We start from the raw sequence: 20,626 nt of genomic DNA, 5'->3' as shown, positions 1-20,626 counted from the left end.
ATGGGCGGCACCGGCGTCGTCGATCGTTTCCTAGAGGTCTTTACCCGCTACATCGACAGCGGGTTTGGTCTGCTTGGCGGCGAGGTGGCGTTCATCGCCACCACTCTGATCGTCATCGACGTGACCCTAGCGGCGCTGTTCTGGACCTGGGGCGAAGGCGACGACATCATTGCGCGCCTTGTCAAGAAGACCCTTTTCGTCGGGATCTTCGCCTACATCATCGGCAACTGGAACAGCCTTGCGCGGATCGTCTTCGAGAGCTTCGCCGGCCTCGGCCTGAAAGCGTCCGGCACCGGCTTCACCGCCGCCGAGCTGCTCCAGCCGGGGCGCGTCGCCCAGGTCGGGCTCGATGCCGGCGAACCGATTCTCCAATCGATTTCCGATCTGATGGGCTGGGTCGCGTTCTTCGAGAACTTCATCCAGATCGCGGTGCTGCTGTTCGCCTGGGTGCTGGTCATCCTGGCCTTCTTCATCCTGTCGATCCAGCTCTTCATCACCCTGATCGAGTTCAAGCTGGCGACGCTCGCAGGCTTCGTGCTCATCCCGTTCGGCCTGTTCGGCAAGACCGCCTTCATGGCCGAGCGTGTGCTGGGGCTGGTCATCTCCTCCGGCGTCAAGGTGCTGGTGCTCGCTGTCATTGTCGGCATCGGCTCGACGCTATTCGACGAGTTCCGCGCCGGCTTTGGCGCCGCGCAGCCGAGCATCGAGGATGCGATGGCAGTCGCGCTCGCCTCGCTCTGCCTGCTCGGCCTCGGAGTCTTCGGGCCGGGCATCGCCAACGGCATCGTCTCGGGCGGTCCGGCGCTCGGCGCTGGCGCAGCGGCTGGAACCGTACTTGCGGCCGGCGGTGCCCTGGTCGGCGGCGCAGCCGCCGCCCGTCTCGGCGCGGGTACGGCCGCTGGCGCGATCGGCGGTGTAGCGCGCGGCGCGGCCTTTACATCCGGTGCCGCCAACAGCGCCTATGCGCTCGGCTCGGCCGGGAAGACTGGCGCGGCCGCCGTTGCGGGTGGAGCCGCCGGCGTCGGCAAGGCCGCGGCCGGCGCAGCCATGTCGCCGCTCCGCCGGGCTGCCGCCTCGCTCAAGGACAGCTACCGCTCGGGCGGTCGCGCCGCCGTGTCCGCTACCGGCGGCACGATCTCGGGCGGGCCGCCGACCCCGTCGCCGTCGCCGGACGGTCCCCCCGCCTGGGCGTCCGCGATGAAGCGCCGCCAGACCATGACCCACGGCGCGACCGTCGCCGCTCACACGCTGCGCTCCGGCGACGGCGGGGGCAGCGGCGCATCGGTCGACGTCAGCCAGAAGGATTGATCCATGTTTAGACGCCCCTCCATCCGCTACGGCCAGACGCCCGAACCCACGACGCCTTACCAGCGGGCGGCCCAAGCCTGGGACGATCGCATCGGCTCCGCGCGCGTGCAGGCGAAGAACTGGCGGCTCGCCTTCTTCGGCTCGCTCGCCCTATCGGGCGGCCTGGCCGGCGGCCTGATCTGGCAGTCGGCACGCGGCCACATCGTGCCGTGGGTGGTGCAGGTCGATCGGCTGGGCGAGGCGCAGACCGTCGCACCCGCCGAGGCTGGCTACCGCCCGACCGATCCGCAGGTGGCGTTCCACCTGGCGCGCTTTGTCGAGCAGGTGCGCAGCATCCCGGCTGATCCGGTCATCGTCCGCCAGAACTGGCTCCGCGCCTACGACTTCACGACCGACAAGGGCGCGCTGTTCCTCAACGATTATGCGCGCGCCAACGACCCGTTCACGCAGGTCGGCAAGGTGCAGGTCGCGGTGGACGTGTCGAGCGTGATCCGCGCCTCGCCCGACAGCTTCCGCGTTGCATGGACCGAGCGCCGCTATCAGGACGGCAGCCTTGCCGCCATCGAGCGCTGGTCCGCAATCCTCACCGTCGTCGTGCAGCCGCCGCGAACGCCCGACGCCCTGCGCAAGAATCCGCTCGGCGTCTTCGTCAATGCCCTCAACTGGTCGAAGGAGCTGTCGCAATGACCGCCAGTCCGTTCCGCCGCGCGGTGTCCGCTGCGCTGCTCGTCTCCGCATCGGCACTTGCTGGATGCGCTACCATGTCTGCGAGGCCGCCGGCGATCGCCTACGACGATCCGCCGCGTGAGATCGCGGCGACGCCCGCGCCCGAACCCGCGCGCGCTGTCGAGGTGGTGACAACCCCCGAGCCGCTGCCGCTGCCCGGCCAGTTGAAGCCGGTCGGGAACACCGCATCGCCGCCGGAGCCTGCCGATCCGCGCCGCCGCGTCGGCGCCGCCAACGCCGCCGCCCGCGTGCAGCCGGTGCGCGACGGGTTCCTCAACGCCATCCAGCAATATCCGTGGACCGATGGCGCGCTCTATCAGGTCTATGCCGCACCCGGGCAGGTAACGGACATTGCCTTGCAGGAAGGCGAGCAGCTCGTGGGGCCGGGGCCGGTCGCGGCCGGCGACACGGTGCGCTGGATCATCGGCGACACGATCAGCGGCAGCGGCCCGACCGCGCGCGTGCATATCCTCGCGAAGCCCACGCGGCCCGACATCGCAACCAACCTCGTCATCAACACCGACCGCCGCACCTATCACCTCGAACTGCGCGCGACGCCTTCGACCTACATGGCGTCGGTATCCTGGACCTATCCGCATGACCAACTCATCGCGCTGCGCAGCGCCAACGCGGCGGCAGCATCCGCGGCACCCGCAGCGAGCGGCGTGGACGTGTCCGCGCTCAATTTCCGCTATCGGATCGACGGCGACCGCGCGCCGTGGCGCCCCGTCCGTGCGTTGGATGATGGCCGACAGGTCTTCATCGAGTTTCCCGCCGGCATATCGCAGGGCGAGATGCCGCCGCTGTTCGTGACCGGCGCGGCTGGCGGTGCCGAGCTGGTCAACTACCGTGTTCAGGGCCGCTACATGGTGGTCGATCGCCTGTTCGCCGCCGCCGAGCTGCGCCTCGGCGACCGGCGCGCCGAGCAGCGCGTCAGCATCGTGCGCGACGATGGGCGCAGGGGGCGGCCGTGAGCGAACCTGCCGACACCGCGCCCCAGCCGCCCGCCGCACAGCCGGCCCCGGCCGATCCGCACGCCTTCCAGCTTCGCGGGCCGCCGCCGCGCGTCATGCGCCTGTCCCGCAAAGCACTTACCGTCGTCGGCGTCGCCGCCGGCTTAGGGATCGGCGGCTCGCTGATCTACGCACTGAGGCCAGCCGGCGAGCGCAAGGCGCAGGAACTGTACAACACCGACAGCCGCGCCACCGCCGAGACCATCACGTCGGGGCCGCGCGACTACGCGCAGGCGCCGCGTCTCGGGCCGCCGCTTCCCGGCGACCTCGGTGGACCGATCGTCTCGGCCCAGCAGCGCGGCGATGCAGTGCCCGTCCCGCCGGTCGGCGCGCAGGCAGCGCAGCCCGATCCGCGCGTGCAGGCCGCCGAAGCGGCTCGCCAGCGCGCCCAGCAGGAGCGCGACGCGGCCCGCACCAGCTCGGTCTTCCTCGGCAGCGGCGAGGGAGCCACGTCGTCGTCGCCGCCGGCCGCGCCGAGTCTTGCCGCAGCAGCCCCAGCGGCCCCGGTGTCGGCCGATACGGCGGCGCAGGGCGACCAGGCCGGCAAGCGCGCCTTCATGGCGCAGGCATCGAATCAGCGGACGGTCAGCGTCGAGCGGCTGACGGCGCCGGCGTCGCCTAACATCGTGCAGGCCGGCAGCATCATCCCGGCCGCGCTCATCACGGGCGTCCGTTCCGACCTTCCCGGCCAGATCACCGCGCAGGTGACGGCCAACGTCTATGACAGCCCGACCGGGCGCATCCTGCTCATTCCGCAGGGCGCGCGACTGATCGGCGAGTATGACAGCGAGATCGCCGCCGGGCAGACTCGGGTGTTGCTGGCATGGGATCGCCTCATCATGCCGGACGGCCGCTCGATCGTTCTCGAGCGCCAGCCCGGCGCGGACGGATCCGGGTTCGCGGGCCTTCAGGACCGCGTGAATCAGCACTGGGGTAATCTCCTGAAGGCCGCAGCCGTCTCCACGTTGCTTGGCGTTGGCGCCGAGCTGGGTGCAGACAGTGAGGACGACCTGACCCGCGCGCTGCGCCGCGGCTCGCAGGACACCATCAACCAGACTGGCCAACAGATCGTGCGTCGGCAGCTCAACGTGCAGCCGACGCTTACTATTCGGCCGGGCCATCCGCTGCGCGTGATCCTGACCCGCGACCTTGTGCTCGAACCGATCGGAACTGCACGATGACGAAGTTGAAGCTAGGACCGCTCGCCGACGACCGGCCTGTCAAGTTGACGGTCGAGCTGCCCGCTGCCGTTCACCGCGATCTCGTCGCTTACGCCGCTGCGCTGGCGGCGGAGACCGGCGAAGAGACCATACCTCCCGAGAAGCTCGTCTCGCCGATGTTGGCGAAGTTCATGGCGAGCGATCGGGGGTTTTGTCGGCGTCGACGCTCCGCAAAGGACTGACCCGACCCGGAGGAGTTCAGTTGCCCAAGAACTTCCGCCGACGTTCGGCGGCTTCAACTTTGGTGATGGCTTCCTCGGCGGTGGTGCATTCACCGCCGCGCACCGAACCGTCGCGACACCCGGCCACGACCTGCCGCGCCTCGTCGATATGCGCAACGAAATACTGCGTACCACGGGCTTCGCTCGACACCGCGGCGGCCGGTATGACAGCGGCGACCGCCTCGGCTTGTTGCATCGGTAAAATCACCGGCCGCAAGACAAACCCACCTGCGAAGCCAACGATCAAGGTGACGAGTATGACGATGACCGTCTTGCCTTGCGACATGTCGATGAACTCCATGAACTATCCGCATATATGTTATTGGAATACCTGCGATAAATCAAAGGACAGAGCGTGCCGCGCCTTGATGAATCCAAGGAAGCGCCGCAGCGCAGGATTGCCGTTGTCGTCTCGCCAGCAACCCGAATAGCCGGTCAGCGCCGGGCCTTGTTCGCCGTGGATCGGTCGATAGACGACATCGGGATAGATTGCTCCGGTCGATCCCTCGCAGACGATGCTTACGCCCGAGCTGCCGCCGAGAATACTGAGGACCGTCTCGCGACTCACTTGGGACATTTGGATGTCGGGCTTGCTGCCGGAGACCGCTAGTCGACCGAACAGCATGTCGCGTATCTCGGGACCGGGATCGGCCGCCGGCAAAACGAAACGTTCACGGCGAAGGTCCGTCCAGTGAACCACCTCGCGGTCCGCCAGCACATGTGAGGCGGGGAGCGCGACTAGCATCCGCTCGCTCCAAAACGTCTCGCAGCGGAACCCGTCATGCCCGGCTGCGCCCATCAGGATCGCGATGTCGATCTCCCCGGTGTCGAGTCCGGCGAGCAGCACGCTCCGATCGGCCTCGACGCAATCAACCTCGACTTGAGGATGCGCCTCGCGCCAACTCACCAGGGTCGCACGCAGATTGCCTGCGGAGACCGAGCTGTTGTGCCCCAGCCTCAGCCCTCCGGCGCAGCCCTGACCGGCTGCACGCATCATCGCCACCAGCTTATCAGCCGTGGCGACCATCGGCCTGGCGCCGCGGATGAATACACTTCCCGCCAGCGTCATTGTGACACCCGAGCGCGACCGCTCGAATATTGGCGCTCCGATCGAACGCTCCAGCTTCGAGATATTGCGGCTAAGAGTTGATTGCTCGATTTCTAGCGCGCGGGCCGCTCGGTAGAAGCTGCCGTGATCCGTCGCGGCTATGGCATATCGAAGCTGACGGATATCAAAAGGCAAGCCAGTCTCCGTAACAGGTACTCAAAATCTAGTTGTATCGCCCACATCTTTTTTGGCGCAGGATCAGTGACGTGTTAGTAGAAAAGTGCGCTGGCTCGACGTGACGAAGAAAGTCCGTCGAAATCCGCCATTCATCCGACGGCAGTTGAAGACCCGACGCAGCGTTGCCTTAGAAAGACGATTTTTTACGGCGCACCGAACAGTGTGCGTCCTAATCCACGACCTCGTTTGGCGAGGATCTCGCTTGCCATGATCCGCCACTCGCGAAAGGCGATCGTTAACGGATTTGCGGTCGGCATTCGATGCGCAAGGCCGTAACGGACAGGCTCATCGGCACATTCGGTAGCGAGCGTACCGAAGAGGCGATCGTAGATTATGAGGACGCCGCCATAGTTGCGGTCGATATAGGGGGCGTTGCAGGCGTGATGCAGCCGATGGTGTGCCGGCGTGTTGAATACCCACTCCAGCGGCCCCAGCTGGCCGATCAGTTCGGTATGGAGGAACGTCTGGAAGCGCAGGTTGAAGACTAGCAGCCCGACCACCAAGCGCGGATCGAAACCGACGAGCACCAAGGGGGCATAGAACAGCCATCCCGCCGAAAGCAGGCTGGTCCACCCCAACCGGAAGGAAGAAAGCAAAGTAAGCTGCTCGGCCGAATGATGCACAGAATGCGACGCCCACAGCCAGCGGACACGATGGCTGGCACGATGGAACCAGTAGTAGGCCAGCTCGACGAGAAGGAAGCCAGCCACCCACGTCCGCCAGTCATCGAGCGGCAGGTGGACGGGCGCCACGGACCAAAGGGAGGAATAGATCGCCGCGATGACCAGGCCGTTGAAAGCCGCAAACGGCACGCCGCCGAGGATCAGGCCGAATGAGGTGAGTGCCGTGCCCCGATCATAGCCGCGACCGGAACGCAGCCTCAGAAGCGCCTCCGCCATCACCATCGCTGCCACGAAGGTCAGCCACAGCGGCGATTTTCCCATCGCTTCCATGTCAGCGTTCGTTGTCCAGCGCCTGGCGCAACACGGCGAGTTCGGCCTTGTCCACCACGCCGTCGCGATTGACGTCTGCGCGCTCGAACAGAGGCGCGGGCGAAGCGGCGAATTCGGGCTTCGTGACTCGGCGATCATGATTGGCATCCGCCGTCTGGATCAACATGTTGAGCCGCTGGCCGATTTCCGGACGGAATTGAGCGATGCGCCCGACATCGGCCTGGGAGATGGCCCCGTCGCCGTTGCGATCGAAGCGGTCGAACTGCCGTGTCCGCGCCGCTTTGAACTCGGCCAGGGTGATGAGACCGTCGCGGTTCGCGTCAGCGCGTTCGAACACTTCCATCTGGTTGGATTGGGCAAATGCCACTACGGGCGTGGACACCAGGATAGCAGCAATGAGAAGGCGGAATTTCATGGCTTGTCCTTTCAAGGGAGGCCGCGCGCACCGGGGGGCTTATGGAAGTGCGGCGCGGCCTCCACGCGGCCTCGGGGGCAAGGGCGGCCGCGAATGAAGCAGTTGATCAGGGGATCGTGGTTCCGCTGACAGCGGCTGTACTACCATCGAGCCGGGTTCGGGACGCCGAATAGGTGATGCTGCCGTCGGCGTTCTTGGTAGCCGCGGCGGAGTGACCGACCGTGCGACCGTCGTTGAGCGTGGTCGACCGGCCGCCTGCATAGCTGCCGTCGTCCCAGTTGCGGCTCGAACTGGTCGCCGCGCCGCGACCATCATTGCTCGTGACAGTGCCGTTGGTCGAGGAGTTGCCTGCCTGGCGCGAGGCGTAATGGGACGCGGAATATCCGTATCCATCGTTTGTCCGCAGGCTGCGCGACGATGTCAGGCTGCCGTTCGATCGACTGGCCGAACGCTGTTTGACATAGCCGCCGCCATGGGCGCCTTGCACGCTGACGGTGCGACCCCGGGCCTGTGCTTCGGTCGCTGCGGGGATACCTGACGTCAGTGCGGCAAGGCCGCCCGCGATCAGGAGACTTCGTTTCATCATGCACTCCTTTCGGCTTTGAGGGCCGGGTGTGCTGATGGAAATGAAGCACTTGCGTAAGCGGAATGCTGCACAGGGAAGACATAGTGTAACGGAGTGTTACTCGGCGCCGGTGCGGATGCTGCCTTGGCCGCAACATGCGTGAGAAACGACGCGTCGCCGCCGCCATTGCGACCCGAGCGAACCCGCTACGGTTTCAATCCCCGCAACGCTGAGGACAAGGTGGCCTCCAGTAGTTCGTCAGCCAATTTCGTCTCGTCCGGAACGGCACGGGAGAGGATCAAAGCTCCGACCATGGCGGCCACAAGCGCAACCGCCTGCTGACGCGAATGCTCGGTCTCGTTATCTGGCAGGCGCTGCCGGATGGACTCGATCATTTCCTCGAGACCGCCAGCGAAGGCGGTTCTGACGGCGTCCGATTGTCGCGCGACTTCGCCCGCAAGCGCCGCCGCGGGACAGCTCATGCCGGGACTGTCGCGCGTCGGGCGCGAGAGATAGGCCATCAGGAGTCGCGACAGATCGCTTGCGGTGGCGCGCTCGGTGGCCATCTCCGACCAGGCGCTTTCGAGGGCCTCGGTCGCAAGCGCGTCCTTGGTGCTGAAGTGATTGTAGAAGCCGCCGTGGGTGAAGCCGGCCGTCTTCATCAGGTCGGAAACGCCAACGCCTTCGAACCCGCGTTCGCGAAACAGTCGGGAGGCGGTTTCGACCACTTTCTCCCGGTTTTCCCTCGCTTGCTCCTTGCTGATGCGCATCCGCGCAGGCCCTCCGTTCAGACCTGCCGATTATGATGATGCGTGACATCATTGACAAGAGGCGTGGCTTTGAACATCAATGATGACGATCATCATCATTGAGTCGTTCGCCCGAGGAGAACCGCCATGCCGCTTTGGAATGTCTTCCACCCAGCCGGAGCCTTCAGCCGCGAAGACAAGGAATTGCTCGCCGCGCGCATCACCGAGCTCTACAATCCGCTGCCGAAATTTTATGTCGGCGTGGTCTTCCAGGAAGTCGCCGAGGATTGCTTCTACGTCGGCGGTCGCGGGCCGGTCGGAAACTTCGTGCGGATTTGGGTGGACCATATCGCACGGACCATGCCCACCGCCGAAATCCGCAAACGCTTCATCGGCATGTGCAACGAGGTGCTGACGCCCTTTACGACCGGGCGCGGCCTGGATTGGGAATTTCACATCGACGAGACCGCCTTCGACCTTTGGTCGATCAACGGGCTGGCGCCGCCACTCCCGAACAGCGACGAAGAGAAGCGCTGGCGCGAAGCCAATCGGGCACTCCCCGCCCAGGCCGCATAGATCTCGGCCATCCCATACGACCAATCGGAGACACCCTATGTCCCCTGTTCCCGAAAAGGGCACGGCGCTGGTTACCGGCGCCTCTTCCGGCATCGGCGCCGTCTATGCCGACCGGCTGGCGCGGCGCGGCCATAATCTCATCCTCGTTGCCCGCAATTGCGCGAATCTTGCCCACGTCGCCGAACGCATCGGCATGGTGACCGATCGTTCGATACGAACGGTCGCGGCCGATCTCACGCATGCGCCCGATCTTGCAAGGATCGAGGAGGTTCTGCTCACCGATCCGGCGATCACGCTGCTCGTCAACAATGCCGGAATGGGCGCGATCGGTCCGCTGATCGGCTGCGACCCGGAGACGATAGCCCGCCTTGTCAGCCTCAACGTCGCCGCGCCGACGCGCCTCGCCCATGCGGCGGCAGTGGCCTTCGCCGGGCGCGGCGCCGGCGCGATCATCAACATCTCCTCTATCGTCGCGCTCGCGCCCGACATGCTGAATAGCGCCTATAGCGCCAGCAAGGCCTATATGCTCGCCTTCAGCCAGGCATTGCAGCATGAACTGGAGGCAGAGGGCGTTCGTGTGCAGGCAGTACTTCCGGGCATCACCGCGACCGCATTCTGGGATCAGCTCGGCCGGCCCGCCGACCAACTGCCGGCGAGCATGGTCATGCGGGCGGAGGATATGGTCGATGCCGCGCTCGCTGGCTTTGACGTGGGAGAGACAGTGACCATCCCTTCGCTGCCCGAGGTGGCCGAATGGCAGGAATTCGAGACAGCGCGCAACACGCTCCGCCCCCATTTGTCGCGAGCGGTGCCCGCCACGCGCTATCTGCAGCACCGCATCCAGGCCTGATCGCAACCCCTTGCGGGCGGCAATCCCCGCTCCCGCTTCCAAAGCATCCTGTCGAACGGATCGGCCGAGCGGGGTGTGCGTGACGACTCTGACAAACTCCGCCCCGTCTGACGATGGGTTTACGGCTTTCGGAACATGGCCGTAGCCAAGATATGCGCGGCTTCGCCATGGGATGCCAAAGCGCAACAATTCTCATCCTGTCGAGTGCGTGCCGTGAAACGAACGTCTGGCGTTCACGGCCGCCACTGGAGGCTCAGGAAACCGGACAATCCGCCCTCGATTTGTTGCGAGGCGCCAATACCGAGGACCAGCCTGTCCGCGACCGGTAGGCCGACTCCGGCCTCGACCGACCAGGGATTCACATATTTTTGAGTGATACGGACCTCATATTCCTGATCGCCGACGATCTTGGTCCGCCGCACGTCGCGAGTCAGCCAGTTGTAGCTGGCGCCGATGCGGAACACACCGGGAATGCCACCGCTCGGATCGACGGCATAGGCGAGCCCGGCGCTGGTCCGCGTCGCCCTGGACACGACTTCCGATCCATTCAGATTGTTCCACAAGTGCTGGAAGCTCGCCCATCCGGCGACACGATCCTCTCCGATGCGCGCGAGCGGAACGAACGCGTTGGCGCCCAGGCCGAGCGAATAGCCGTTCACATCATTTTCGGCATCGGTGACCAGTTCGATCGGTCCGTCGACGAAATCGCTGAGCGCTCCGGTCGGCGTGCCCTTGATCGTCACCCCCGTCGCGGCGCTGCCGAACGAGAGCCCAGCCCGGGCTGAGACCTGCAGGAACGGCAGCACACGATAGCCGACGCTAGCCGAGACAATCTTGGTCGAGACCGACAGCTTGTCACTGATCGTGACTTCCATGTCCTCAAGAGGCGCGTCGGCAGGCACATCGACCTTGCTGTCCACGACTTGCAGCTTGGCGTTTGTCAGCGCTACGTTCGCCGAGACGGTAAGCTTCCTGTCCTTCAACGGACCGTCCCAGGACTCGCCCATATCCTGGGCCTGCGCGGCAGCCGAACAGCAGGCGAACGGCATCAGGAAACAATATCCTATGGATTTCATACTAGTTGCACCTCCCTTATTTCAAGATGAACGGTTGTGGCTGGACCGGATCGGCCGCACTCTTCCCGGTTGCTTCCGATACAATCCGACCGTCCTCGAGTTCGATCACGCGGTCGAACAGGTCGAGCGAGCGCGGATCGTGCGTGACCACCATGACGCAGGCCTCCCGCTCGATCGCGATACGGCGGAACAGTTCCATCACTTGCCGCCCGCGCACGCTGTCGAGCGCGGCGGTAGGCTCGTCGGCCAGGATCAGCGGCGGATCGTTCGCAAGGGCGCGGGCGATCGCGACGCGCTGCTGCTCGCCGCCGGACAGGCGCGCGGGACGGTTTTCGACCCGGTGACCGAGATCGAGCGCCTCGAGGAGTTCCACCGCATAGTCATGGGCGGGCTGCGGCGCGACATTGGCGATCTCCAGCGCGACCGCGACATTCTCGGCCGCTGTCAGGAAGGGGATGAGATTGGCCTTCTGGAACACGAAGCCGATATTGTCCCGCCGGAAAGCGCGCAGCCCGTCGAGATCGGCATCGGGATAGGAGACCTGCCGGCCGCGGATACAGACTTCGCCATGGGTGGGCGGCTCAAGGAGACCGCAGATCAGCAGCAGCGTGCTCTTGCCCGATCCGCTTGGTCCCGTGATCCCGATCAGTTCCCCGGCATGGGCGTCCAATGACGCATCGTCGAGCGCGCGAACGATGGTATCGCCGCTCTGGTAATGGCGCGAGGCCCCACGCACGCTGAGCAGGGGCGCGCCGATCACGACAGAACTTCCTGCGCCCGAACCTTGAGCGCGCGGGAAATGCCGAACCAGCTCGCGATCACACAGATCACGCAAAGGATCGCGAACAACATGCCGAGATCGCTCGGCAGCATGACGATGCGGCGCGGGAACCAGGGGAATATAGTGTTGGCCAGCAGTAGCGAAAGCACGAACCCGAACAGCCCGATCAGCGCGGCCTGCTGCAGGATCATCGAGACGATCCGGCTATTGGCCGCGCCCAGCAGCTTCATCAGCGCGATCTGATGCAGCTTCTCCATGGTCATGGTGTAGAGGATCAGCGAGATCACGATCGCCGTCACCAGCAGCAGCACCGACGTGAAGGCGAGAATCTGAACGCGCAGCCGCCACAAGCGCTGGTTCAGAAGCAAATCGCGCTGCTCGGCCTTGCTGATCACATTGGCATCACCCCAGCGCATCACGGCCGCTTTCACTTGGCCGGCATCAGCGCCCGGCCGGAGCGTCACCAGCACGGCGGCGATCTTGCTGTCCTGCGGGACCGAGCTTTCGCCAGAGCCGGCCGCCTGCGCCGCAGCGGTGCCGTTCGCCTCGCGCGCAAGCAGGACCTGCTCACTCGGGCGACGCGAGGCGATCGTCATCGCATCGTTGATCGAAACGAACATCAGCCCGTCGCCGGCGGAGTCGACCAGCCCGCGGGTCAGGCCGACCACGGTATAATCGTCCTTGGCGAGCCGTACCTTGGCGCCCAGCGGCAAGCCGATGCTGACATCGGCCACCGCCTCGAAATGCGCTGCTGCAAGGTGGCGCCCTTCAGTAACGGCGAACCAGTCGCCACGATCCTTGGGATAGTCGAGGCCGGTAATCGTGGCGCGCAACGGTCGGCCCGCATGATTGAACTGCTGGCTGAACTGCACGAAGCGGCGAACCGCATCGACCCCTTGCACGCCCTCGACGCGGCGGTCCATCGTGCCCGACACTGAGGAGCCTTCCGCAAATGGCCCCACGCGTTCGCCCTGCACGACCCACAGGTCTGCTCCGATCCGGTCGATCACGAGCAAGGCATCGGCGACGATGCCGCGATAGAGGCCCAGCGCACCGATCGCGCCCATTAGCAGAAAGCCGATGCCGAGCGCGGTCAGCGCGAAGCGGGCGAAGTTGAAGCGGATGTCCTTGATCGCGAGATTCATGGCGCACTCGCTTCCTGGCGCGCTACCCGCATCCCTGCATAGACGTCCTGGGGCGCCGCGATGACCTCGCCGGACGCAAGACCCTTGCGGACTACGACCAGCGGTCCGCTTCCCGCCGCTGCTTCAATCGTTCGTCGGTGGACGCGACCGTCGTCGACTACCCAGACGCTTGCGGTCTGGCCCTCGCGCATAACGAAGGAAGCCGGGACGGCTATGCTCGCCGGCCCGGTCGCATAGAGAATTTCGACGTTCGCGCGCTGGCTGAGCGCCCAGTTTTCGGGGAGATGATCGACGACGATGTCGACCGTGAACTCGCGCGTTTCGGGGTCGACCTCGCGGCTCAGGCGGAGCACGCGCCCTGTCAGCGCTCGGCCGGGATCGGAGACGAACCGGATTCGTGCGCGCTGTCCCACGCGAACCGAGCCGATCACGCTTTCATCGAGGCGCGTGGTCAGGACGATGCTCGCCGGATCGACGATCTCCATGATCGACGCACCGGCGCTGAGGACATCGCCGACGCTGCGATTGCGCACCGCGACCACGCCGGCGAACGGCGCGCGTACCGTCGCCATGGCCAGCTGGGCCTCGTCGGCCGCCAAGTTCGCTGCCGCCGCGCCGGTCTGCGCGCGGGTGCGCTCGACCGTCTGGTGCATGGCCGCAAGCTGCGCCTCGCTTTGCTTCAGGCTGGCCTGCGCCTGATCGTAGCTCGCGCGCGACACCCAGCCGTCCGCGCGCAATTCGGCTTGCCGATCAAAGGTCGCGCGCGCGTTCGTCACTGTCGCCTGGGCGCCGCCAACATTGGCTACTGCCTCGCGCTGCGCGCCCTCTGCCGCCAGCAGATTGGCGCGTGAGGCCGATACCTTGCTGCGCAGGTCATCCTGCTCGATGAAAGCAATCGGCTGCCCGGCGGACACGACAGCATTGCGGTCCACGAGAATGCGCGTGAGTCTGCCGGAGATGCGCGAGCTGACATTCGCCTTGTTGATCGCATCGAGCGTCGCCGGGCCGGAAACCGTCTGCTCATAGGGCGCCCGAACCGCAGCATAGGTTTCCACAGGATGGGGCCAGACATAGCGCCAGAGCACCCATGCAAGAAGAAGGACCGCAAGCGCGCCCACGCTCCAAAGAAGACCCCGGCGCTTGCCGCGGTGACGCGCCGGCGGCCGCTGCAAAGATAGTTTTCCAGCAGATGCGGTTTCATTCATCGGTCGGGTGCAGCTCGCGGAGAAATCGGAAGGTTGAGGTCGATGAACTTGTCATCGGCCGGCATCTCTCACCCCGAACTGTAATCGCAGCGCTTCACGGAGATTGCAGAGCGTAACGAAGAGTAACCGAGCCGGCAGACCTGTTTTCTTGTGCATGCCAAGGCGGCAATATGGCGCTCATGGAAAACAGTCTTATCGCAGTCGTCGAGGACGACCGGGAAATCCGGACAATGGTTGTCGAGCTGCTCGCGCGCGAGGGCTTCGCGCCCGCCGGCTGCAAGTCCGTCGAGGAGTTCGACCGACTGCTTGAACGCCAACGCGTCGATCTTGTCGTGCTCGACGTCATGCTACCCGGTGAAGACGGGTTGTCGCTGTGCCGGCGCCTGCGATCGCAGACCGGCATCCCGGTGCTGATGGTCACCGCGAAGGCCGAAGACGTGGATCGAATCGTCGGCCTTGAGGTCGGCGCCGATGACTATTTGCCCAAACCCTTCAATCCTCGCGAACTGATCGCCCGCGTCCGAGCGATATTGCGCCGGACGCGCGAGGCGAACCGCGTGACGGCCCCGCTCAGCGTCGAACGCTACCGCTTCGCAGGCTGGAACTTCGATGCGGGGTGCCGGTCCCTGCTCGACCCCGACGGCACGTCGATCGAATTGACGGGCGGCGAGTTCGACCTGCTGGTGAGCTTCGTGACGCATCCCCATCGCGTGCTAAACCGGGACCAACTTCTCGATTGGACGAGAGGGCGCAATGCGGTGCCCTATGATCGGTCGATTGACGTGCAACTCAGCCGGCTGCGCCGCAAATTGGCGCAGCATCCTTCGGGCGAAGCGCTGATCAAGACAGTCCGCGGCGGCGGCTATGTGTTCGCCCAGCGCGTCGACAAGGTCTAGCCCGTTGAGCGTTTCACGCAATCTGTCGCTTCGGTTCGCCACGGTTCTCATCGCGGGATTCGTGTTGCTTCAGATCATGGTGACGCTCGCTATGCTGCTGCCGAGCCAGGTCTACCAAAGACAGGCATCCAATCTTCCGCCACCCGATCAAGTCCGCGCCATGGCTTTCACCCTGGAGACCATCGATCCCAAGCTCCGCTCGGCAGCGCTCGCGACGTTCGACGACTCTCTGTTCCAAGTCCGCGTGGCGGAGGAGCTGCCTCCGGTGACCTCGGAGAAAACCGGCCATGTCTCAGGCCAGCGCCGCGCCTATCTGGCGGCTCTCGCCGACCGGCCCGTGCTGTTGTGGCGTGACGATGCCATCATCCATCGGCCTTTGGGCGATCGGCCGGGACCGCAGAATTTCATCGACCCCACCAGGCTGGCGGTCGGTTTGCGCGACGGGCGATGGCTGCTCATCGACAGCAGGCCGTCGGTCGTCGTCCAGCGTTACATGCGCGTCCGCGCCTATGCCGGCATGGTGCTGGGAACATTCGTGCTGCTCGCACTCGCGATCGCTGTCCGTCAGACGACCCGGCCGCTGGTCCAGCTCTCGCGCCGAATCCGGACCTTCGCGGCGGAACTGGATGCGCCCGACTTGCCGCAGGAAGGCGCCCAGGAACTGCGCGATCTCAGCACTGCCTTCAACGAGATGAAGGGCCGCATTCGCGGTCTTGTCGCCGAACGGACGCGATTGCTCGCCGCCGTCGCGCATGACATGCGGACCTATCTGACGCGCCTTCGGCTCCGCGCCGAGTTCATCGACGACGCCGAGCATCGTCAGCGGGCGATCAACGATATCGCGGAAATGCACGACCTCCTGGAAGATACGTTGCTGTTCGCACAGCAGGAGGCGATGCCGGCGCCAACCCGGCTGCGGGTCAACCTCGCCGAGGAACTGACCCGGATCGTCGAAATACGAACCGAGATCGGCGACGCTGTCACGCTCGACCTCGCCTCTGGTCCCTTGATCGTGGAGAGCGACCCCGTGGCGCTGCGGCGGATCGTAGCCAACCTTGTCGATAACGGCCTACGCTATGGAGACAACGTCCGCATTGACGTCGCCGCTGTCGGAACGTCCATCAGGATGATGATCGAGGATGATGGTCCGGGCGTCCCGGAACAGGCGCTGACGCGTCTCGGACGCCCGTTCGAGCGGCTCGATCCGTCCCGCGACCGGGAAACGGGCGGCGCGGGCCTCGGGCTCGCGATCGTTCTGGCGCTGGCCGAACGCAACGGCATCGAAGTCGGCTTCGAAAATGCCGAGACCGGCGGTCTTCGCGTCATGCTGGTCTTCGCCCCGGCGCCTCAGTCAACCTTGAGCGATCCTCCGGCGGTTTCATAATAGGCGGCAATTCGCCGCGCCAGCGCTTTGGAGACATTTCCGATATCTCGGCCCGGTCCCTGGTTGGACTTGGTGGCAACGCCTATCGCGCCCCCGACCGCAGCGTTGACAATCTTGCCAGTAGCGGCGCCGATGCCGGCCGGTAATATCAGTCCGGGCCGGCCGCCGCTGCTTGCGCGGCTGCCGAGATCGAGAAGCACGCCATCCGGCGTCGAAAGAATCGCGCGGACCGCGAGCGTGGACTTGCCCGCGCCAAATCCGATCAGCATGCGCATTGCGGCGTCGCCGCGCCGGTAGTCTTCGATCCGAAGCTCCAGTCGTGTTGCAGAGCGAGCGGCCGACGGCGCGGCCATCGCTGGCAGACCGCGTCTACGCAGATCCGCGACAAGCTGCCGTTCGAGTTTGTGGGCCGCCTCCAGGCGACTGGCTTCCTGCGGCCCGGGCGAAGTCGCTTCGACGACGATGGTCGCGGGCGGCGCGGGGGGCGGCGCGAGCGCTGCGAATTGGGATATCTTCGCGCCGGCACATCCTGCAAGGACGAGGGACAACGTCAGGGCCGCCAGCCTACGACTGCGGCCGCTGGCCGATCGGCACGCTCCTGCCGCTGGCCGACAGGCCATCTGCGACGCAGGACAATTCTGAACGGTCGCGCGGCGATCGGTGGCGGCACTCACGGCTTGCCACCGTCCGCGATCGGCGCCGCTTCCAGGCCCAGTTCGACCGCCGATCGCGGGAAAGAGAACTTGCTGGACATCGTCTCGATGCACCCCTGTCCGACCAAGGGGCTTTCGCCCTCTTTCGCCAGCGCTTCGGATAAGGCATCGCGCCATAGGATGGTGGCAGCCAGGCTGCCGTCGGCGGCTTCCACCAGAACGGAAGCCGCCGCGCCATGGTCGCGGCGCAAGGTGAGCATGGTCATGTGCCAGGCCAGCCGGAACTGCGGCCTGCTCTCATCCTCGATCCAGAAGCGACAGAGTTCGAGCCTGGGCTCGCCGACGAATGTCATGTCCGCATCATCGGTCCGTCTGGTGAGGGACGGCACGCCTTTGGTTGGTATCGAGCCCGTTGCCATGGCGATCACCAGAAGACCGGCCCGACCCTGACGACTACGCCCGTGTGGCCTACCACCAGCACGACCCTGTTGCCCGCGAATATCCAGTTGTAACCGATCGGAGCAGGGGGAAGGCCGTAGACCGCTGGAACCGGGACATAGTATCGGCGCAGGCCGACCGGCACGACCGCGCCGACCGCCCAGGTCCGACCATAATAGGCAGGGGGCACGGTATAATAGCCATAGCCGGGCGCATAATGATATCCAGGGCGAGCGCCACGATACACGGGCGCGGGCGGCGGCGCCCGCCAGGCATCGCCCGAAACCTCGCGCGTCGCAGTGCCGCCATTGGGGCCGGTGACGGTCGTGCGCGCGTCATAGCGGCCACCACCCCAATAGGCGTCCCTGGAGATACTGGCCTGCCGCCCGTCGTTGGTGGTGATTTCGCGGTCGATGGACCGGCCGCCGGGACCCGCCTGAACCGATCGCTCCGCGCTCCATCCCCGCCCCTCAGGGCCGCGGACGCTGATGCTGCCCTGCCGCGCCTGCGCCGCTGATGCGAAGAGGGCCGAGGTAATGACCGAGAAGGTCAGGATGGCTTTAATGCGAGACATGATTGTCGCTCCTTGATGCTCGACTGTCCCCTGCTGGCTAAGGAATGGCGAAGCGAGGTAACCTCATTGCTGCGCCAGGGTGTCCGATGGTGACAAAGTGTATCGCCGCTCTACTTCGCGCTATTGCTGGTCCCGAGCTGCGACCGGTCCTGTGTCCTGCGCCGGTAGTGCGACTGTTCTGGAAGCGGTCGGAGCAGGCTCGGGGTCGAAGGAAAAGTCGCTAAGCTTGCCGCGAACACGCGCGTAGTTGGGCGCAGGATCGTAGCCTGCCGGCACATCCAGCCCCAGCTCCCGCGCATCGGCATGGCCCGTGGCCGCCAGGAGCGAGAAAGCGGCGACATAGGCGTCGCGCCGTGCGGCGATCAGCTGCACCCGCGTGTTGAGAAGCTCTTGCCGCGCGTTCAGGACATCGAGGATCGTCCTATTGCCGACCGAATTTTCCGCCTCGACGCCTTGCAAAGAAAGCTCGGCCGCGCGGATCGCAGAGCGGACCGACAGCATGGCCTCTTCGGTCGACCGCCAGCTCGCATAAGAGGCGCGAACCTGCGCGATGACTTCGCGCTCGACCGCGATCGCCTGTTCAACAGCCGCGGATTCTCGGGCGATCGCCTGACGTTGCGCGGCGGCGGGCCGGCCGCCCTGATAAAGAGGCACGCTGATTGTCAGTCCCGCCGCGGCGCTGTGAGTCGTGGGCGGAATGAACCGCGGATCCTCGCTGCCCAGAAAATCGGTGTAGCTGCCGTTGGCGAAAGCCGAGACGCGCGGCATCACCGTCCCGCGAGCAGAGCGCACATCATAGCGCGCGGCGGCGGTCGCCATTCGTGCCGCAGCGATGTCGGAATTATCCGACAGGGCCATATCGACCGCGATGTCGGGTGTGGCCGGCAAGCCGGCAAGGGGCGGTGGAATCGCAAGATCGCCAGGTGGCGAGCCGACCAGCGCCAAGTAGTTCTCCTTGGAATTCACAAGCTGGGCGCGCGCACGCTCCAGGTCCGCTCGCGCCGAATCCAGCCGCGCCTGCGATTGCGCCACATCCGTGCGTGTTACGTCCCCGGCCGTATATCGATCCGACGTGGACTTGAGACCGACTTCGAGCGTGTCGACGTTCTGGCTGTTCAGCCGCACGATCTCGCTGTCCCGGATCACATCCATATAGGCCCCCACGACGCGCGAGAAGACGGATGCCTCCGTGCCGCGCAAATCACTCTGCCCCGCTTGAACGCGCGCCTCGGCGGCCTTGATGGCATTCCGGATAGAACCGCCATTGTAGAGCGGGACCGAGATTGAGGCCTGTCCCGTGAACGACCGAGCCGGCGTCGTCTGGACGAGCGCCGCGGTTCCCTGGACCGGCTGCGCGGTTCGGGCGAGCTGCTCGGTATAGGTCGCACCCGCGGTGGATAGCGGCCGGCCATCGGCCTTGGCGAGCGGGACGCCTTCGTCGATCGCGCGCTGGTTCGCTCGAGCGGCCGTGAGCGTGGGATTGGTCCGGTAAGCTTCGAGGAGGGCATCGCTAAGCGTTTGAGCATGAGCCGCTTGGGAGAAAGCGGCCAAGGCGCTCGTGCCGACCGCCGCTATTAGAATGGCTTTCCGAATCGCCCGCCATTTCGGGATTATGGGGTCGAGGGGTAAGGGTGTTCCTGTCTTGGGCATGGGGCGTTCCTGCCGATGGGGTGCTTTGCCCCTTCGCCCTGGCGGCCTTCGGTCACCGCAGTGCTGCGCCATCGTGACCTATCGTTACGAAGTGTATCGCGTCGCGCGGCATGCTGATGTCGATGGCGACGCGGACGGGCCGGCAAATCCGAGATGGGGGGAGACGTTTCGTTACAGTCGCTCACACTGCCGCAACGCTGATCCGGTCAATCGCTGCTCGATCGAAGGAGAAGACAGCATGCGGGCCGTGGTATTGGCGCTTGCCATTGCGGGTGGTTTCGGGACGCTGGCGTTTGCGCCCGCGGCGGTTGCCAGATCGAAGGCCGAGCAGAGTGGGCTGTTCGTCAGTCCCATGGGTGAGCCTTTTCGCGTATCGGCTGGATCGGACGAACGTCCTTTCATGGCCTGGTTCGCCTCGGCTGATCGCAACCAGGATGGCAAGCTGGACGGCTCGGAGTTTCGCGCTGACGCCGAGCGCTTCTACCACAATCTGGATGTGGATGGCGACGGCAGGATCGGAGCGGTGGAGATGCGGCGGTATGAGGACGAGATCGTCCCTGAAATCCATACACCGACCTTGGGCCGATCGCAGCCGTCCATCGCTTCGCTCTTGAAAGGCGCCGGTGGCGCAAGTGGTCGACGGTTGGGAAGGCCTGACCCTGAGGAACTGAAGAAAAAGCTGCGAGAACTCGACGCGAAGCGTCCGCAGGGGCTCGAATTGTTCGGATTGCTACCTATTCCACATCCTGTGGCGTCCGCGGACAGGAACCTCAACTTCGTTGTCGAGGAGGCCGAATTTGCGAGCGCCGCAGACCAGCGTTTCGCTTCCTTGGACCGTGATGGTGATAGATTCTTCACCCCTGACGATGCGCGCGAGATTATCAAGGAACGTCGGAGACGTTAGAATTCAGGGCATTCGGAGTCGGCGCGGAAGTGAGCACGA

Annotated in this window: 24 protein-coding genes; 10 read left to right on the top strand and 14 right to left on the bottom strand. The window is 65.3% G+C overall.

What is annotated here, in order from left to right; translation table 11 throughout:
- From trbL to ACFDTH_RS05220, 5 genes are read left to right on the top strand one after another with little or no spacing between them, the layout of a single operon-like run.
- Entirely contained in the window at positions 1-1,308 is a 1,308-nt protein-coding gene (gene trbL / locus ACFDTH_RS05240) for a P-type conjugative transfer protein TrbL (RefSeq protein ID WP_375286455.1), read from the top strand.
- 3 nt (positions 1,309-1,311) lie between these two features.
- A complete protein-coding gene (gene trbF / locus ACFDTH_RS05235) occupies positions 1,312-1,995 on the top strand; it encodes a conjugal transfer protein TrbF (RefSeq protein WP_375286454.1) in 684 nt (227 codons plus the stop codon).
- Positions 1,992-3,008 (top strand): P-type conjugative transfer protein TrbG, encoded by a 1,017-nt coding sequence (trbG, locus tag ACFDTH_RS05230; RefSeq protein WP_375286453.1) that lies wholly within the window; start codon positions 1,992-1,994, stop codon positions 3,006-3,008. The genes trbF and trbG overlap by 4 nt, the downstream gene beginning before the upstream one ends.
- Entirely contained in the window at positions 3,005-4,228 is a 1,224-nt protein-coding gene (locus ACFDTH_RS05225) for a TrbI/VirB10 family protein (RefSeq protein ID WP_375286452.1), read from the top strand. The genes trbG and ACFDTH_RS05225 overlap by 4 nt, the downstream gene beginning before the upstream one ends.
- Positions 4,225-4,449 carry a DUF2274 domain-containing protein gene (locus tag ACFDTH_RS05220; protein WP_375286451.1) on the top strand — a complete coding sequence of 75 codons (225 nt, stop codon included), beginning with the start codon at positions 4,225-4,227 and terminating at the stop codon, positions 4,447-4,449. Before ACFDTH_RS05225 ends, ACFDTH_RS05220 begins: the two co-directional genes overlap by 4 nt.
- 16 nt (positions 4,450-4,465) lie before the next feature.
- On the opposite strand, the gene ACFDTH_RS05215 is transcribed toward ACFDTH_RS05220, so the two are convergent.
- The 6 genes from ACFDTH_RS05215 to ACFDTH_RS05190 all read right to left on the bottom strand — a co-directional run bounded on the left by ACFDTH_RS05215 (position 4,466) and on the right by ACFDTH_RS05190 (position 8,476).
- Positions 4,466-4,789, bottom strand: a complete 324-nt coding sequence (locus ACFDTH_RS05215) for a hypothetical protein (protein WP_375286450.1) — start codon at positions 4,787-4,789, stop codon at positions 4,466-4,468.
- An 18-nt stretch (positions 4,790-4,807) separates the two neighbouring features.
- Positions 4,808-5,731: a LysR substrate-binding domain-containing protein gene (locus ACFDTH_RS05210; protein ID WP_375286449.1), complete on the bottom strand. Its 924-nt coding sequence runs from the start codon at positions 5,729-5,731 to the stop codon at positions 4,808-4,810.
- A gap of 185 nt (positions 5,732-5,916) precedes the next feature.
- A complete protein-coding gene (locus tag ACFDTH_RS05205; protein WP_375286448.1) occupies positions 5,917-6,726 on the bottom strand; it encodes a sterol desaturase family protein in 810 nt (269 codons plus the stop codon).
- A gap of 1 nt (position 6,727) precedes the next feature.
- Positions 6,728-7,141: an EF-hand domain-containing protein gene (locus tag ACFDTH_RS05200; RefSeq protein ID WP_375286447.1), complete on the bottom strand. Its 414-nt coding sequence runs from the start codon at positions 7,139-7,141 to the stop codon at positions 6,728-6,730.
- A 106-nt stretch (positions 7,142-7,247) separates the two neighbouring features.
- Positions 7,248-7,727, bottom strand: coding sequence for a hypothetical protein (locus ACFDTH_RS05195; protein ID WP_375286446.1), 480 nt, complete (start codon positions 7,725-7,727; stop codon positions 7,248-7,250).
- A gap of 185 nt (positions 7,728-7,912) precedes the next feature.
- Positions 7,913-8,476 (bottom strand): TetR/AcrR family transcriptional regulator, encoded by a 564-nt coding sequence (locus tag ACFDTH_RS05190; RefSeq protein WP_375286445.1) that lies wholly within the window; start codon positions 8,474-8,476, stop codon positions 7,913-7,915.
- Positions 8,477-8,602: 126 nt separating this feature from the next.
- Between ACFDTH_RS05190 and ACFDTH_RS05185 the strand changes: the two genes are divergently transcribed.
- Complete coding sequence (locus tag ACFDTH_RS05185; protein ID WP_375286444.1) at positions 8,603-9,031, top strand: tautomerase family protein; 429 nt, start codon at positions 8,603-8,605, stop codon at positions 9,029-9,031.
- A gap of 37 nt (positions 9,032-9,068) precedes the next feature.
- Positions 9,069-9,881 (top strand): SDR family NAD(P)-dependent oxidoreductase, encoded by an 813-nt coding sequence (locus ACFDTH_RS05180; protein WP_375286443.1) that lies wholly within the window; start codon positions 9,069-9,071, stop codon positions 9,879-9,881.
- A 233-nt stretch (positions 9,882-10,114) separates the two neighbouring features.
- Here ACFDTH_RS05180 and ACFDTH_RS05175 read toward each other — a convergent pair whose 3' ends face one another.
- From ACFDTH_RS05175 to ACFDTH_RS05160, 4 genes are read right to left on the bottom strand one after another with little or no spacing between them, the layout of a single operon-like run.
- Positions 10,115-10,930, bottom strand: a complete 816-nt coding sequence (locus tag ACFDTH_RS05175) for a hypothetical protein (protein WP_375286442.1) — start codon at positions 10,928-10,930, stop codon at positions 10,115-10,117.
- A gap of 43 nt (positions 10,931-10,973) precedes the next feature.
- Complete coding sequence (locus ACFDTH_RS05170) at positions 10,974-11,717, bottom strand: ABC transporter ATP-binding protein (protein WP_375286441.1); 744 nt, start codon at positions 11,715-11,717, stop codon at positions 10,974-10,976.
- A complete protein-coding gene (locus ACFDTH_RS05165; RefSeq protein WP_375286440.1) occupies positions 11,714-12,883 on the bottom strand; it encodes an ABC transporter permease in 1,170 nt (389 codons plus the stop codon). The genes ACFDTH_RS05170 and ACFDTH_RS05165 overlap by 4 nt, the downstream gene beginning before the upstream one ends.
- Complete coding sequence (locus ACFDTH_RS05160; protein WP_375286439.1) at positions 12,880-13,968, bottom strand: efflux RND transporter periplasmic adaptor subunit; 1,089 nt, start codon at positions 13,966-13,968, stop codon at positions 12,880-12,882. The genes ACFDTH_RS05165 and ACFDTH_RS05160 overlap by 4 nt, the downstream gene beginning before the upstream one ends.
- Positions 13,969-14,258: 290 nt before the next feature.
- Here ACFDTH_RS05160 and ACFDTH_RS05155 point away from each other — a divergent pair, with 290 nt between their 5' ends.
- Complete coding sequence (locus tag ACFDTH_RS05155; RefSeq protein ID WP_375286438.1) at positions 14,259-14,984, top strand: response regulator; 726 nt, start codon at positions 14,259-14,261, stop codon at positions 14,982-14,984.
- Between the two features lie 4 nt (positions 14,985-14,988).
- Positions 14,989-16,368 carry an ATP-binding protein gene (locus ACFDTH_RS05150; protein WP_375286437.1) on the top strand — a complete coding sequence of 460 codons (1,380 nt, stop codon included), beginning with the start codon at positions 14,989-14,991 and terminating at the stop codon, positions 16,366-16,368.
- Here ACFDTH_RS05150 and ACFDTH_RS05145 read toward each other — a convergent pair.
- The 4 genes from ACFDTH_RS05145 to ACFDTH_RS05130 all read right to left on the bottom strand — a co-directional run bounded on the left by ACFDTH_RS05145 (position 16,332) and on the right by ACFDTH_RS05130 (position 19,683).
- Positions 16,332-16,916: a DUF4410 domain-containing protein gene (locus tag ACFDTH_RS05145; protein WP_375286436.1), complete on the bottom strand. Its 585-nt coding sequence runs from the start codon at positions 16,914-16,916 to the stop codon at positions 16,332-16,334. The genes ACFDTH_RS05150 and ACFDTH_RS05145 overlap by 37 nt on opposite strands.
- Positions 16,917-17,038: 122 nt before the next feature.
- Positions 17,039-17,374, bottom strand: coding sequence for a hypothetical protein (locus ACFDTH_RS05140; RefSeq protein ID WP_375286435.1), 336 nt, complete (start codon positions 17,372-17,374; stop codon positions 17,039-17,041).
- A gap of 71 nt (positions 17,375-17,445) precedes the next feature.
- Entirely contained in the window at positions 17,446-18,033 is a 588-nt protein-coding gene (locus ACFDTH_RS05135; protein WP_375286434.1) for an RcnB family protein, read from the bottom strand.
- A gap of 120 nt (positions 18,034-18,153) precedes the next feature.
- Positions 18,154-19,683 (bottom strand): TolC family outer membrane protein, encoded by a 1,530-nt coding sequence (locus ACFDTH_RS05130; protein WP_375286433.1) that lies wholly within the window; start codon positions 19,681-19,683, stop codon positions 18,154-18,156.
- A 73-nt stretch (positions 19,684-19,756) separates the two neighbouring features.
- Here ACFDTH_RS05130 and ACFDTH_RS05125 point away from each other — a divergent pair, with 73 nt between their 5' ends.
- Complete coding sequence (locus ACFDTH_RS05125) at positions 19,757-20,587, top strand: hypothetical protein (RefSeq protein ID WP_375286432.1); 831 nt, start codon at positions 19,757-19,759, stop codon at positions 20,585-20,587.
- Positions 20,588-20,626 lie beyond the last annotated feature (39 nt).

The sequence above is a fragment of the Sphingomonas sp. genome (assembly GCF_042096255.1).
Taxonomy (GTDB): Bacteria; Pseudomonadota; Alphaproteobacteria; order Sphingomonadales; family Sphingomonadaceae; genus Sphingomonas.
The sequence above is the reverse complement of the archived record's forward strand: the minus strand, read 5'-3'. Positions and strand labels throughout refer to the sequence as shown.

Coding starts and splice junctions, on each gene's coding strand:
- trbL (WP_375286455.1), top strand. CDS start 1: ATGGGCGGCACCGGCGTCGTCGATCGTTTCCTAGAGGTCTTTACCCGC.
- trbF (WP_375286454.1), top strand. CDS start 1,312: ATGTTTAGACGCCCCTCCATCCGCTACGGCCAGACGCCCGAACCCACG.
- trbG (WP_375286453.1), top strand. CDS start 1,992: ATGACCGCCAGTCCGTTCCGCCGCGCGGTGTCCGCTGCGCTGCTCGTC.
- ACFDTH_RS05220 (WP_375286451.1), top strand. CDS start 4,225: ATGACGAAGTTGAAGCTAGGACCGCTCGCCGACGACCGGCCTGTCAAG.
- ACFDTH_RS05215 (WP_375286450.1), bottom strand. CDS start 4,789: ATGGAGTTCATCGACATGTCGCAAGGCAAGACGGTCATCGTCATACTC.
- ACFDTH_RS05205 (WP_375286448.1), bottom strand. CDS start 6,726: ATGGAAGCGATGGGAAAATCGCCGCTGTGGCTGACCTTCGTGGCAGCG.
- ACFDTH_RS05200 (WP_375286447.1), bottom strand. CDS start 7,141: ATGAAATTCCGCCTTCTCATTGCTGCTATCCTGGTGTCCACGCCCGTA.
- ACFDTH_RS05195 (WP_375286446.1), bottom strand. CDS start 7,727: ATGATGAAACGAAGTCTCCTGATCGCGGGCGGCCTTGCCGCACTGACG.
- ACFDTH_RS05190 (WP_375286445.1), bottom strand. CDS start 8,476: ATGCGCATCAGCAAGGAGCAAGCGAGGGAAAACCGGGAGAAAGTGGTC.
- ACFDTH_RS05185 (WP_375286444.1), top strand. CDS start 8,603: ATGCCGCTTTGGAATGTCTTCCACCCAGCCGGAGCCTTCAGCCGCGAA.
- ACFDTH_RS05180 (WP_375286443.1), top strand. CDS start 9,069: ATGTCCCCTGTTCCCGAAAAGGGCACGGCGCTGGTTACCGGCGCCTCT.
- ACFDTH_RS05175 (WP_375286442.1), bottom strand. CDS start 10,930: ATGCCGTTCGCCTGCTGTTCGGCTGCCGCGCAGGCCCAGGATATGGGC.
- ACFDTH_RS05165 (WP_375286440.1), bottom strand. CDS start 12,883: ATGAATCTCGCGATCAAGGACATCCGCTTCAACTTCGCCCGCTTCGCG.
- ACFDTH_RS05155 (WP_375286438.1), top strand. CDS start 14,259: ATGGCGCTCATGGAAAACAGTCTTATCGCAGTCGTCGAGGACGACCGG.
- ACFDTH_RS05140 (WP_375286435.1), bottom strand. CDS start 17,374: ATGACATTCGTCGGCGAGCCCAGGCTCGAACTCTGTCGCTTCTGGATC.
- ACFDTH_RS05135 (WP_375286434.1), bottom strand. CDS start 18,033: ATGTCTCGCATTAAAGCCATCCTGACCTTCTCGGTCATTACCTCGGCC.
- ACFDTH_RS05130 (WP_375286433.1), bottom strand. CDS start 19,683: ATGCCCAAGACAGGAACACCCTTACCCCTCGACCCCATAATCCCGAAA.